Origin of the sequence: Natronococcus amylolyticus DSM 10524, assembly GCF_000337675.1 — an archaeon.
Lineage (GTDB): Archaea > Halobacteriota > Halobacteria > Halobacteriales > Natrialbaceae > Natronococcus > Natronococcus amylolyticus.
In genome coordinates this window covers 203,278-215,584 of record NZ_AOIB01000036.1, presented here as the reverse complement: position 1 = coordinate 215,584, position 12,307 = coordinate 203,278, and the positions used below count along the sequence as shown (strand labels likewise).

Below are 12,307 nucleotides of genomic sequence, written 5' to 3'. Positions count from 1 at the left end.
TACTATATGCGGACCGATACCGTAACACATGCTGCATGTTCCGCGCGATTCTCCCCGAAGGACAGATCGTCTGCGAACGGTACGATCGAACCGACAACGGTCTCGAGCTGTACAACGGCGACGACGAGTTCGTCGCGTTCGTCCCCTACACCAATCTGCACGCGCTGCTCGACGACGACGTTTACAGCGAGAACGAGCGGTCGATCATGTAGCGGGCTGCTGGTCGATCGCCTCGAGCTGCTCGCGATACCTGTTTCTGACCGTGACGACGGTCGTCTGTGCGGTGTCGGCGACCGCGCGCTGGGGGATCGTCTCCTCGCAGAGCAGCCCCGCAGCGTAGATCGCCGCGGCCGCAAATCCCGTCGGCGACTTTCCTGAATGCAGTCCCTGCGTGGTCGTCTCGTCGATGATCTCGATCGCCTTCGACTCGACGTGGGTGTCGACGTCGAGCTCGGAACAGAACCGGGGGACGAACTGTCGGGGGTTCGTCGGCTCGAGGTTGATGTCGAGTTCGTCGGCGATGTACCGGTACGTACGGCCGATCTCGCGCTGATCGACCCGGGAGACGGCGGTCACCTCCTCGAGACTGCGCGGGATGTCCTCTTTGCGACACGCCGTGTACAGCGCGCTGGTCGCGACCCCCTCGATCGATCGACCTCGAATGAGGTCCTGCTCGAGGGCCTGTCGGTAGATGACGCTCGCCGTCTCCTTGACGGGCTTTGGTACTCCGAGGGCGCTGACCATCCGATCGATCTCCGAGAGCGCGTACTTGAGGTTTCGCTCGCCGGCGTTTTTCGTCCGGATGCGCTCCTGCCAGACCCGGAGTCGATGGAGCTGGCCGTGTTTGTCGGCCGACATCGAGTGACCGTTGGCGTCGCGATTGCGCCAGTCGATCGTCGTCGTCAGCCCGCGGTCGTGCATCGACTGGGTCAGGGGCGCACCGACCCTGGAGAGCTCGTCATGTTCCTGGGCGTTGAACGCTCGCCACTCCGGCCCGTAGTCGATCGGATCTTCGGTCAGGACGAGCCCACACTCCCCGCAGACCCGCTCGCCGCGGTCCGGGTCGTGGACGATCGTCTCGGTTTCACAGTCGGGGCACAGGGCCACCTCCCGTCTCCGTGACTCCGATTCGGCTCTGGCGTGATCGACGATGGACCGCGTCATCAGTACCGAAAAGCCATCCCGACACTGTAAGGGGGTTACATGGTTTCGGGAGAAACCGTGACTTACTGATTCGTGTCGGATAACGCCGCCGAGTGAACGAGCGATGACCGACGCCATCGTCCCGTTTGCACCCGATACGGTAACGGAACTCGAGCCGAGAGCGGCGTCCGACACCACCCGTTCGGTGGCGGTCCGCTTCGGCGGATCCGTCTCCAAGACGCGAGCGCGAACGCCGAAAGGACGCCGATTCTATCGTTTCAACGGGGACATAAGGTAAATCTCTCGTTCATCATGTAACCCCCGTTTGCGGGTTCGAACCGTCGACTGAGTTTATAGCTTTGCGGCCGAAGGCCTCGATCCAGTGTCGCGTTACCGATCCGCCCATCCTCGTCGCCGGCTCGCCCGCCGCAGCCGTACGTGGTCACTACGCGTCGCCAATCGGTTGATACCGCGATCGGTCGATCGACCGAAGCGGCCCTCGAGCGGTCGGTTTCGTCCCGCCTCGTTCTCCCGAACCGGAAGTCGATCCGTAGCGCCTTTGCAGGCGGTGCGAAACGTGGTTGTGCTTAAGAGAATCAGTGTTGGCGTACAACCTGGTGTGTCAATCGTGATCGCAACGTCGCTTTCGAAGCTGCAGCGGTCGCTGTCGGTCCGACAGCCCGATCGCTACGAACCCCGGCCCCGAACGAAACCAGCGGGAGCCGGCCGTACAAGTGGGGGAGGCGTTCAGTAATGTCGTCGATCGATAGCTCGCTTCCCGACGAAATCGCGTCGGTTACCGATACCGACGACGACGGCCGACTCTCGAAGGACGTCATCTTCGAGCTCCTGAAAAACCGGCGCCGAAGGGAGGTCCTGACGTATCTTCTCGAGGCCGACGAGACCGTTACCCTCGGCGAACTCGCCGAGCAGATTGCGGCCTGGGAGAACGACACGAGCGTCAACGCGTTGAGTTCCGACCAGCGAAAGCGGGTGTACGTCGCGCTGTACCAGACGCACCTGCCGAAGATGGACGACGCCGGAATCGTCGAGTACGACCAGGATCGTGGGCTCATCACGCTGGCGGACAACGCCGATCTGCTCATGATGTACCTCGATACCGACACCCACCAGCAGGATCGGTGGGACCGGTGGTACGCCGTACTGAGCCTCCTCGGAATCGCCGTCGTCGCCGCGGCGACGCTCGGGCTTCCGCCGCTCGCCGCCGTTCCGACGATGGCCCTGGCCGGCGCGGTCGTCGGCGCGTTCTCCGTGCTGACGATCGTTCACGCCGTTACGAACCGTCAGGAAGAGCAGACGGTCAATGGAAAACTCTCCCGAATCGAGTGAACGAGCGAGCCCCGGTCCGCAGTCGCCCGGAGCCGACGGCTACTCCCGGTGGCACCACGGCGGCCGCCGCGTCCTCGCAGAGGAGGCGGCGGCCTCGAGTGCCGGCGAACGCTCGAGAAGGACTTTTATTCATCTAGCTCGTAGTGACGCTTGGCTCCCAGGACCGCCATCCAGTACCGGAACAGTTCGCGTGCCAGCTGCTGTTCCTGGCGTGGGAGCCGTCTTCTACTCGAGCGATGATTCGGCGAGACTCGAGCGATGATTCGGCGAGACTCGAGCGATGATTCGGCGAGTGGCGACGCCGCGCAAGCGTCGTGAAACGCCGGGGTCAGTTCCCGCTGAGACGGGTCCGCAATCAGCCGCTACTGATCCCGAGCGTTGTACTGCACGTCGACGGCCGCGTCGCCGGCGAGCTGGAACGCCGTGATCTCGCCCTCGAACCAGTAGGCGTCGCGCCAGTCGGAGACGGTCCCCCGAACGGTCGCCCCTTCGATGACGTCCTCGTCGTCGATCGAGGCGTCCCGGTACTCCGATTTGACGACCGAGCCGTCGACCGTAAAGGAGTACACGCTCGGCGCGTCGGCCTCGGTGCCGTCGATCACCAGCGCGTGGGGGAGCAACTCGCTGTCGCCGTACTCGTCGGGATCGATCTCCTCGCCGTCGACGAAGACTCGAGCTTCGCCTTCCGAGAACGTGACGTCGGCGAGCGTTCCCGAGAATCGGAACGTTCGACTCCCGTCGGTCACGGAGTCCTGAACCGTCGAGCCGGAGCTCCGAAGCTCCTCGTCGTCGGCCTCGATGGTTCCGTCGACCGTGATCTCGTAGCTCGCGGGCTCGCCGGTTCCCTCGAGCTCGAGGACGTGGGGGAGTTCGGGGCCGTACTCGTCGGGGTCGATCTCCTCGTCGTTGAGGACTACCGTTGCGGGTCCGTCGACGGTGACGCTCTCGAGGTCGCCGTCGAACCGGAAGGCGTCGACCCAGTCGGCGACGCTGCCGTGGACGGTCCCGTTTTCGATCTCGAGATTGTCGTCGATCGTCGCGCCCTCGTCGGTCGTAGGGGCGACCTCGCCGTCGACGACGAACTCGTAGCGGGTCGCGCCGGAGGCGTCGCCGTCGAATCGGATTCGGTTCGGGAGGTCGGACTCGTCCTCGTCGGGCTCGTCAGTTGAGGGTCTTGATCTTGATCCCTGGCTGGCGCCGGCCGCGGCCTCCTCCGCGCTCGTCGGAACGCCGTCGGGAACCGAGAGGTCCGGATCGTTGGTGACCTCGCCCGTCTGGACCTGTCCCTGTGTGTCACCGCTGTAGGAGCCCGATTGGAAGTCGATCGTTCCGCCCTCGTGGGTGAGCAGCGCCGCGGCGTACGGGCCCGCGGCGAACTCGGAGTCTTCGATCGTGACCGGTCCGGGCGACCAGGCCCAGACGGGACGGCCGTGCTGTTCGGTGTAGCCGCCCCAGCTCCCGTTCTCGGTGGAGTAGTCGGTGTCGTCGTTGTACGCGACGGAGTCGACGATGACGTCGTCCGTACTCGCACACCGGAACGTCGCCACGCCGTTGTTCTTGCCGTAACAGGACTCGAAGCGGACGCTACCGCCGTTGGCCGTGTTCGAACAGTAGAAGCCGTTGTTCGGCCAACCCTGGACGTTGCAGTGTCGGAACGTAACGTCGGCGTTGCTGTCACGGTGCAGGAAGATCGCGCCGGGTCCGTGGACGAAGCTCTCGCCGCTCTTGTTTGCGCCGTCGCCGAGGTAGAGGTTCTCGACGAGGACGTCGCCGGCGGGAACGTTGATCGTCATCGCGAAGTCCCCGCCCTGATAGAGTCCCGAGAAGCCGACGTTCCGAATCGTCGCGTCGGCACCGGTGACGTTCAGCAGGATCCCGTTTCCGTTCGAGACGTCGATCAGCGTGTTCTCGAAGGTTTCTCCCTCGCCGATCTGGATCGTCTGTCCGCTGGCCTCGATGACGTCGTAGTCATCGTCGGCGCTCGCGACGCCCGCGAAGGCCGCCGCGGCGGTCGTCGTCCCAGCCAGCTTCAGGTAGGACCGTCGATCCAGTAATCCGTGATTACCGCTCGTTTCCGACGGCTCGTCGCCGTCACCGCCGAACCGCTCCGCATCCAGTACCGAAGGTTCGCGTGCCATTGCAATCGAGTAATTCCGTACTACCCGTATAAAGTTTCTCCTCTAGTTCGCATAAAATTAACAGACACTAAATCGGCGGTGCTGGTTAGTTACGTAGATTTTCTATTTTATGCCACGGAATATTATATACACAAGTATTCGACGGCTCCCGAGTAATCGTCGATTACCGGCTCCTGTCGTTCGATCGTGGCACCGACCGTCTGAAATAAGTAACAGTTACTCCGACCGTGTCGCGGTTTCGTCCTCGAGCAGCGGCCGAAAACGAACCCGCAAAAAACGAGTGGCGAGTGGAGGGCCGAAGCGGATTGCCGCGTTGGCGGCGGACTTCGTCGGTGGAGGACTGCGTCAGCGGAGTCGTTCGCGCCGGCGCGGTGGAGGGCAACGCCAGCGGGGACCGGTCGTTACTCGCTCGCGGCTTCCTCGGCGCTGGTCGGAACGCCGTCGGGCACGAACGCCTCGGGGTCGGTGCCGACGTCGCCGTCGAGCTGGACGCTCGAGCCGTCGTGTTCTGCAACGCCGGCCGCGTCGTCGTAGTCGGTGTCGCTGACGACGACGGTGGTGCCGTTTCCGTTTGCGCCCGCGTCGATCGCCGTGTTCGCGCCGTTCATCTCGATCTGGCAGCCCTCGACCTCGACGGTGCCGGGCGCCCACGCCCAGATTCCCCGTCCCTCGAACCCCTCTCCGTCGACGAGAATGCTCGAGTTCGTGACTCGGCTTCCCTCGGTCGCGAGGCGGTAGTGCGAGACGTAACAGTTCGCCGCGAAACACTCGTCGATGTGGACGGTGCCGCCGCCGGCGTTGCCGGGCGCGGAGGCGTAGATCGCGTTGTCTGCGAACCCCTGGATGTTGAGGTTCCGGAAGTCGATGTGGCCGGAGTGGTCGGGGTTGACCCAGAAGGCGGTCTGGCCGTGACCGGTGCCGGACGCGTTCTGCGAGTCGGAGCCGTCGCCGAGGTAGACGTTCTCGACGGTGCTCGTCGCCCCGCCGGTGTCGGCGACGCCGAACGTGGCGGAGCCGGCGCCGGAGGTGTTCTCGCCGTGGAAGCCGACGTTTCGGATCGTCCAGTCGGTTCCCTCGGCGGTGATGATGATGTCACCCCCGGTGGTCATGTCGATCAGCTTGTTCTCCCAGGTCTCGCCGTCGCTGATCGTGACGGTCTGGCCTTCGGCTTCGATAACCTCGTACTGCTCGTCGGCGGCGGCGGCGCCCGTTGCACCAACCGAGACCGCTGCCGTTGCAACCGCTGCGAGTGACTGCACGTAGCTCCGGCGGGTTAAGGACGTGTTACTGTCTGTATTCGCCACGTTACTCGCGTCGGTTGTACGGGGTTGCTGCGCCATACAGTTTCGTAACCTGGCCTTACGGGACATAAACCTTTTCTTGTTATCTTGGGTTAAATTTACAGATTATATTGTACACATTGTATATTCGGACAGAATGTAGAACGGTTCAGTTACGAACTTACGAAAGTCGTTCGTCCGCGTCGGTCTCGCGGTGACGAAGGTAAGGGACTGTTTCCGGGGACGGCGTCGACCCCTTCCGTTCGAGTAATCTCGATATTCACCGCGAAAAGCGGATCTTTCGGATGATCGATCGTGAACAAGACGCGATTACAGCCTCGAGAACTGTCATCTGGAGCCGCGGCGGTCGCGACCCGCCCGCGGCCGGGTTACTCGGCGGCCGAGTTACTCGTCGTCCCCGCCCGCGATCGCGTACATCCGGAAGTCGTCGTTCGAGATCACTCTGTCCGCGTACGGATCGTACTCGAGCCCACGGTAGGCCGTCTCCTCGTAGCGCAGCCCCTGGTAGACGTCGAACTCGCGGGTCTCGTCGAACGAAGAGATGACGAGGTAGTGGTCGGCATCGTTGTACGCACCGCTATAGTTCCCCTCGTTGAACGTCTCGGGGTCGAGTTCGCCGCTGGCCGCGGTGCCCGCAGTCAGCGACTCCTCGCCCTCGAGTCCGTTGATGCCGTGATCGAGCCGGTACGGATCGTACCCGATCCCCGCGTACGGCGTGTCGTCGGCGCCGCGGTCCATTCCCGTCTCGTAGCCGTTGAACGTCGCCTCGGGGACGTGCTGGCCGGGGCTGTAGATGATCGGCGAGGCGTAGACGGTCATCAGTCCGAGCACGAGACAGCTACCGAGCACTACCGCCGCAACGGCGCTTGCACCCGGCCTCGAGACGAACCGGGAGAGCCCACCGATCCCGTGTGCGATCGCGACGCCCGCGAGGATCGTCAACACGACGTAGATGAAGCCCATCTGGCGAAACGCCATGTTGGGCGTCCCGAGGAAGTAGAGCAGGAACATCCCCCCGAGCGGGACGAGTGCGACGGTAAAGTACGTGACGAGCGACCGACCCTCCGCGTCCAGTCTCGTCCGCCCGATCACGGCCAACAGCAGGAACAGCCCGACGGCGAGCCCGATCAGGGCGGCGTCGAAGAACATCGTGACGAACAGCTCCGCGAGGCTGCCGCCGATCTCGGTGAGCGACGTTCCCTGCTGGTCGATCTCGGCGCTTCCGCCGACGTCGGCCGCGAAGATGCCCGTGACGAACCCCTCGACGGCGTCGCGGAACCGCTGGTTGGTCACCGCCCAGGCGCCGAAGATCGTCCCGAGAACGAGCGTCTGAGTGTGGAGCGTCGGCTGCTCGAGCATTGGGTGGTCGGCGTACCGCCTGTGGACGAGGTACTGGACGCCGCTTACGGCCGCGACGAAGACGACGGCGTTGACCATCTGCTGGGGGTGGACCAGCAGGAGGGTGATCGCCGAGACGTACACCAGGACGCTGAACGGAGAGAGTCCAAGCGGGAATCGTTCGATCGTCGCGCGCCGACGGAGGTAGGCGACGACGGCGAAGACGACGACCGGGACGACAAACAGCGCGTTCGAGTTGGTGTGGACGCCCATGTGGGTTGCGACGTTGTTGATCGGCAACACCATCCAGGAGACGATCGCCGCAACGCCGACCGCGAGCGCGTTTCCGCTCAGGTCGCGCACGGTGAGGGGAACGAAGATCAGGAACGGAACGAACGTGACCACGAGCGCGAACAGTAGCCCTCGCTCGATCGGAATCCCGCCGAGAAAGTAGAAGATCGACCCCAGCGAGTGGACGGCCGGGTAGAACAGTTCGTGGGCACCCATCTCGCCCTCGACGATATCCCTGGTCCAGCCCAGATGCGAGAGGGCGTCGCCCATCCCGTAGAAGTAGTAGCCCCTGATCACCGGCAGGCTCACGATCGCGGTTACCGTCGTGGCGCCGAGCCCGATCCCGATGGCCTGCTGGCGGCCGTAACAGACCAGGCTCGCGCTGACGGCGATCGCGAGCGCCAGCGCGAAGGCGATCCAGACCGCCGTCGGCGTCCCGGTGTAGACCGACGACTCGTAGGTAGTCGCGGGATCGTTCCGGGCAAGCGCGATCCCCGCGGCGAGCGCGAGAAAGCCGGCGGCGAAGAGCCAGTCGAGCGCCGATCGGTTCATAGGCTGGCTGTCCGCCGTCTCCTCGATGGTGTCGCGATACACATATCCTGGCACGAGCGACGCCGACGCCGGGGTTTGTTATAGGGAACCTACAGGATTTCCGACGTTGACGCCCGCTCGAGGCGATCCGTGGCCCGACTACTATGGTCGACACCGATGGTCGAGGACGGTTTCGGACGGATTCTGAGCCCCGTGAAACGGACGCCGGCGACGGGATCTCCGGGGCGCCAGGTCACGGGGCAAGTATGCAGTCCCTGTTCGATCCGGACTGACGGCTACGGACCGATTTCTCGAGTTGCGGACGATCAACGACGCTGATGCTTTTTGTACGCCCTCGGCGTGCTCTGGAGCGACGAACCCGTATATGAGTGCTATCATCATCGATCGGCCGACCGTCGATGGGCGAACCCTCGAGTGTGAGGCCCGCGCCACGCCCGACCTCGAGCGGTTCCTGACGAGCGAGCCGTTCCGAACCGAGTACGACGTGCCGATCACCGAGGTCCCCGAGGGGATCCTCGCGATCCCTATCCTCGCGCAGGTCTGTCCCGTCGCGTGGGCCAACGGCGCCGACGTCTACGTCGAGGCGGTCGACGCGACCTTCGCCCGCGCGCTCGAGGACGTGAAGGAGACGCTCTGTGGCATGTACGACTTCCTCGAGGGTGGAACCCTCTACGCCCGGCGCACGATCGACCCCGACCCGCCGGCTGACGACGAGGGCGACGGCGAGAGCGGACTACTGTTCACGGGGGGCGTCGACTCGACGTGTTCGTACGTCCGCCACCGCGAGGAGGAACCGACGCTGATCAGCATCCGCGGCTGGACGATCACGCCCGACCTCGCCGACGACGACAAGTGGCGCCATCTCACGAATCGCGTCGAGTCGTTCGCCGTCGAGCGGGAGCTCGAGACGGCCTTCCTCGAGTCGAACATGCTCTCCTTTCTCGACCACCCGATGCTGCTCGCCCACTACAAGCGCCACGTCGACGGCGCCTGGTACAGCTCCGTCGGCCACGGCCTCGGCCTGCTCGGGCTCTGTGCGCCGCTGGCGTACGCCCGCGGGATGACCGACCTCTACGTCGCCGCCACCCACTGGGAGGGGATCGACCTCGAGTGGGGCTCCCGGCCCGACATCGACGACAACGTTCGCTGGGCCGGCACCCGGTGTCACCACGACTGTTACGAACTCACCCGCCAGGAACGGCTCGACGCTATCGCCGACTACGTCCGAAGCGACGCCCCGGACCTCGAGCTCCAGACCTGCAACCGTCAGATGAAGGGGAACTGCGGGCGCTGCGAGAAGTGCTACCGGACCGCCGTCGGCCTCCGGCTCGCGGGCCTCGAGCCGACCGAGCACGGCTACCCCTTCGCCGACCACGAGTACGAGCGACTGCGGGTCGCCCTCGAGGGCGGCGAGTGGGTGCTCGGCCAGGACGAGCGCTACATGTGGGAAGATATTCGCGGGCGCGCGCGAGAGGCCGAGCCCGAGTCGGCGACCGAGCGGGCCTTCTTCGAGTGGCTCGAGACGGCCGATCTCGAGGATCTGGTCTCGGAGTCGGGGCCGCCGCTGTCCCACCGGCTCCTCCGGGCGGGTGCGAGGAACGCGCCGAGCAGCGTCTACAACAGACTGTACCCGGCCTGGACGGCCGCCAGGACCGGACTCCGACTGGTTCGTTCCGACCGATAGGCGACAGAGTCGGGGGGTTCGGGAGCGAAGGGGTCGAGTGATACCTGTACGACCACCACCGTCTGCAGACGGATCGCGAGTAGCTATTCCCGTTGCGCTACCCCCTCGAGTGACGGAACGGGTCCGCTACGAACGCGCGAGGACGGACCGCGGCGAGAGCGAGGTGACCACGACACATGGTCTCGAGTAGCGGATCGACTTCGAACGGGATCGTTCGACGAAAAACAAAAGGTGGGATTGCTATCGATCGAGCGGGTCGTCGTCGTCCTCTGGCTCGTCGATATCGACGTTGATCGGATCGGTGTCCTCGCGTCCGCGCTCGCGGCGGCCGGCGCTGTCCCCACCGACGGGGATCTTCGTCCGGAGGTCCGACGCGAACGACTGAACCTGATCGACCAGCGTGCTCACTTCCTCCTCGAACTCCTCGACCGAGCGCTCGACGTAGTGGACCCGCTGTGCGGGGATCCGTCGAACGATGTCACGACCATCCTCGTCCTCGTCCGTCTTGATGATCCAGTGGTCCTGGAAGTAGGCGACGTGTTCGTTCGGGACCGTCTTTCTGACGGTTCCCTCGTCGGGTTCGTCGTAGACGATCGTTGCCTCACCGACGTCGCGCTCGAGTTCGAGATCCTCGTCGACCATGCGTGACCCTGCGGGCCGATAGGGGGTAGTCGCTATGCTTGCAGGCCGCGGGTCGTGGAGCCGATACGGACACTCGCTCGAGCGCGGGCCCGCCGACCCCACACGGCTGGTCACTCCATGTAGCCCAGCCCCTTCAGTCGATCCTCGACGTCGGAGAAGTCCTCCTCGACCTCGCCGCCTTCGGTTCCCGAGACGGCGACTCGTTCGACCTTCGTCCGCGAGGGGGTCGCGCGCTCGTCGAAGGCGTCGAACAGCACGCGACCGTCGGTGTTCTCCGGAATCGGTTCGCCGATTCCGTGGAGCAGGGTCGGCGCGACGTCGACGACGCGGGCGCCCCGGAGCGTCGCACCGGCGTCGATCGAGGGGCCGCGACAGAGCATGATCCCGGTGCTCCGGTGGCTGGCGGCGTACGTGCCCGTCTCGCCGAACAGTTCGTCGGTGATCGTGTTCCGCGAGTCGTAGCCGTCCCGGCCGTTGACGACCAGATCCGGCGATCGGTCGTCGGTCGGGAACAGCTCGTCGCCGTCGAAGACCTCGAGCACTCGAGTCCCGTCGGCCTCAGTGACGGACTCGAAGATCTCGACGAGTTTTTCTTTGACCTTCGGGATCTCGCGCGGCTCGACGACGCCGTGCTCGAACCGTTCGGTGTCGTTGACGTAGCAGGTGCCTGCGCCGTGGACGAACGCGACGGTTCGGTCGTAGTCGACGTCGTAGAGGGCGTGGTCGCCGGGTATCTGTTCTGCGACCGAGTCGACCAGTCGGCGCGGGAGCGCCGAGACGAGCAGCTCCTCGGAGATGCCGACCCGGTCGAGCGTGTTCGTGATCGTGTCTCGGGAGATTCCCAGGCTCGCGAGCGCGCCGCGAGTCCCCTCGTCCTCCCGTTTGAACAGGTATCCCTCGCGCTCGAGGACGTGATTGACGTAGACGAGTCGGTGGATCGGCCCGAAGCCGTGGTCCGAGATGACGTAGAGATCGGCGTCGTGGTCGTCGGTGTACTCGATGACCTCGCCGAGGATCTCGTCGAGTCGCTTGTAGTGTTCGAGCAACGGCTCCATCTCCCAGACGAGGTGCTGGAACCGGTCTGGTGCGGTGTAGACGAAGAAAAACAGCTGCCAGTCGTCGCCGGCCTCGTCCATCTGCAGACGCATCAGCTCTCGTCGTTTCGAGAGCATCTCGTCGACCGCGTCGGGGAACTCGTCGAGGCGGTCGGCGTACTCGGGGTAGTCGAGGCTAATCTGATACTCCGGCACGCGTCGCTCGAGTCTCGACTGGAACTCCGGTGGGTGAGTGAACTCGCGTTCGGTCGACGGCGTCATCATCCCCGCTACCATCGTGCCGTCGATTTCGCTGGCGGGGTAGGTCATCGGGACGTTGCCGACGTGGGCCGGCGAGAGCTGCTCCCAGAGGGCCGGCTGTTGGCGATCGTGACTCGTGTACATCCGCTGGGAGTACTCCGAAGAAAGCTTCTGAAACCCGTAGATGCCGTGTTTGTCCGGCCAGACGCCGGTCGCGATCGAGGGCCACGCCAGCGGCGTCGTCGGTGGCCGGGTGCTCTCGAGGACCCCGGAGGCGCCCTCCGTTCGCATCCGGGCGAAGTTCGGGAGCTCCCCGGCGTCGGTCCATCGTTCGATCAGCCTCCACGGTACGCCGTCGAGTCCGAGGACGAACGCTCGCTCGGACGGGGTTGAAGATCCGCTCATGATTGGTGTCGAGACGTCGGGAACGTCTACTGTCCTGGAGGTGACCCGACGACCGCTTTGTTATAGATCGGCTTCACTCGGGAACGGGATCGATCGACGGACGATTGTCACATCCTACCGGTGGTCGGTTCGTCGGCGAGACGCTCTCCATTGGGTATCGGAGACCGG

The 12,307-nt window shown here is 64.6% G+C and carries 9 protein-coding genes; 3 read left to right on the top strand and 6 right to left on the bottom strand.

Annotated elements, in window-relative coordinates:
- The first annotated feature begins 35 nt into the window (after positions 1-35).
- Entirely contained in the window at positions 36-212 is a 177-nt protein-coding gene (locus C491_RS23425) for a hypothetical protein (protein WP_005559112.1), read from the top strand.
- Here the strand turns inward: C491_RS23425 and C491_RS18415 are convergent.
- The gene (locus tag C491_RS18415) at positions 205-1,164 is read right to left on the bottom strand and encodes a transcription initiation factor IIB (RefSeq protein WP_005559110.1); all 960 of its coding nucleotides are present in this window, start codon (positions 1,162-1,164) and stop codon (positions 205-207) included. The genes C491_RS23425 and C491_RS18415 overlap by 8 nt on opposite strands.
- A gap of 732 nt (positions 1,165-1,896) precedes the next feature.
- Here C491_RS18415 and C491_RS18410 point away from each other — a divergent pair.
- The gene (locus tag C491_RS18410) at positions 1,897-2,493 is read left to right on the top strand and encodes a DUF7344 domain-containing protein (RefSeq protein ID WP_005559108.1); all 597 of its coding nucleotides are present in this window, start codon (positions 1,897-1,899) and stop codon (positions 2,491-2,493) included.
- 362 nt (positions 2,494-2,855) lie between these two features.
- Here the strand turns inward: C491_RS18410 and C491_RS18405 are convergent, their stop codons facing one another.
- From C491_RS18405 to C491_RS18395, 3 genes are all read right to left on the bottom strand, one after another.
- Positions 2,856-4,631: an AsmA family protein gene (locus C491_RS18405; protein ID WP_005559106.1), complete on the bottom strand. Its 1,776-nt coding sequence runs from the start codon at positions 4,629-4,631 to the stop codon at positions 2,856-2,858.
- A 401-nt stretch (positions 4,632-5,032) separates the two neighbouring features.
- On the bottom strand, positions 5,033-5,971 hold the full coding sequence (locus tag C491_RS18400; RefSeq protein ID WP_049892314.1) for a hypothetical protein: 939 nt from the start codon (positions 5,969-5,971) through the stop codon (positions 5,033-5,035).
- A gap of 345 nt (positions 5,972-6,316) precedes the next feature.
- Entirely contained in the window at positions 6,317-8,113 is a 1,797-nt protein-coding gene (locus tag C491_RS18395; protein WP_049892312.1) for a hypothetical protein, read from the bottom strand.
- A 364-nt stretch (positions 8,114-8,477) separates the two neighbouring features.
- Here C491_RS18395 and C491_RS18390 point away from each other — a divergent pair, with 364 nt between their 5' ends.
- A complete protein-coding gene (locus C491_RS18390) occupies positions 8,478-9,797 on the top strand; it encodes a hypothetical protein (RefSeq protein WP_005559100.1) in 1,320 nt (439 codons plus the stop codon).
- Between the two features lie 240 nt (positions 9,798-10,037).
- Here C491_RS18390 and C491_RS18385 read toward each other — a convergent pair whose 3' ends face one another.
- Both C491_RS18385 and C491_RS18380 read right to left on the bottom strand, forming a co-directional pair.
- Positions 10,038-10,439 carry a hypothetical protein gene (locus C491_RS18385; RefSeq protein WP_005559098.1) on the bottom strand — a complete coding sequence of 134 codons (402 nt, stop codon included), beginning with the start codon at positions 10,437-10,439 and terminating at the stop codon, positions 10,038-10,040.
- 110 nt (positions 10,440-10,549) lie between these two features.
- The gene (locus C491_RS18380) at positions 10,550-12,139 is read right to left on the bottom strand and encodes an alkaline phosphatase family protein (RefSeq protein ID WP_005559096.1); all 1,590 of its coding nucleotides are present in this window, start codon (positions 12,137-12,139) and stop codon (positions 10,550-10,552) included.
- Positions 12,140-12,307 lie beyond the last annotated feature (168 nt).

Bases quoted from the DNA above. Each gene is read 5' to 3' on its own strand.
- C491_RS18415 (WP_005559110.1), bottom strand. From the start codon at position 1,164: ATGACGCGGTCCATCGTCGATCACGCCAGAGCCGAATCGGAGTCACGG.
- C491_RS18395 (WP_049892312.1), bottom strand. From the start codon at position 8,113: ATGAACCGATCGGCGCTCGACTGGCTCTTCGCCGCCGGCTTTCTCGCG.
- C491_RS18410 (WP_005559108.1), top strand. From the start codon at position 1,897: ATGTCGTCGATCGATAGCTCGCTTCCCGACGAAATCGCGTCGGTTACC.
- C491_RS18400 (WP_049892314.1), bottom strand. From the start codon at position 5,971: ATGGCGCAGCAACCCCGTACAACCGACGCGAGTAACGTGGCGAATACA.
- C491_RS18390 (WP_005559100.1), top strand. From the start codon at position 8,478: ATGAGTGCTATCATCATCGATCGGCCGACCGTCGATGGGCGAACCCTC.
- C491_RS18380 (WP_005559096.1), bottom strand. From the start codon at position 12,139: ATGAGCGGATCTTCAACCCCGTCCGAGCGAGCGTTCGTCCTCGGACTC.
- C491_RS18385 (WP_005559098.1), bottom strand. From the start codon at position 10,439: ATGGTCGACGAGGATCTCGAACTCGAGCGCGACGTCGGTGAGGCAACG.
- C491_RS18405 (WP_005559106.1), bottom strand. From the start codon at position 4,631: ATGGCACGCGAACCTTCGGTACTGGATGCGGAGCGGTTCGGCGGTGAC.
- C491_RS23425 (WP_005559112.1), top strand. From the start codon at position 36: ATGTTCCGCGCGATTCTCCCCGAAGGACAGATCGTCTGCGAACGGTAC.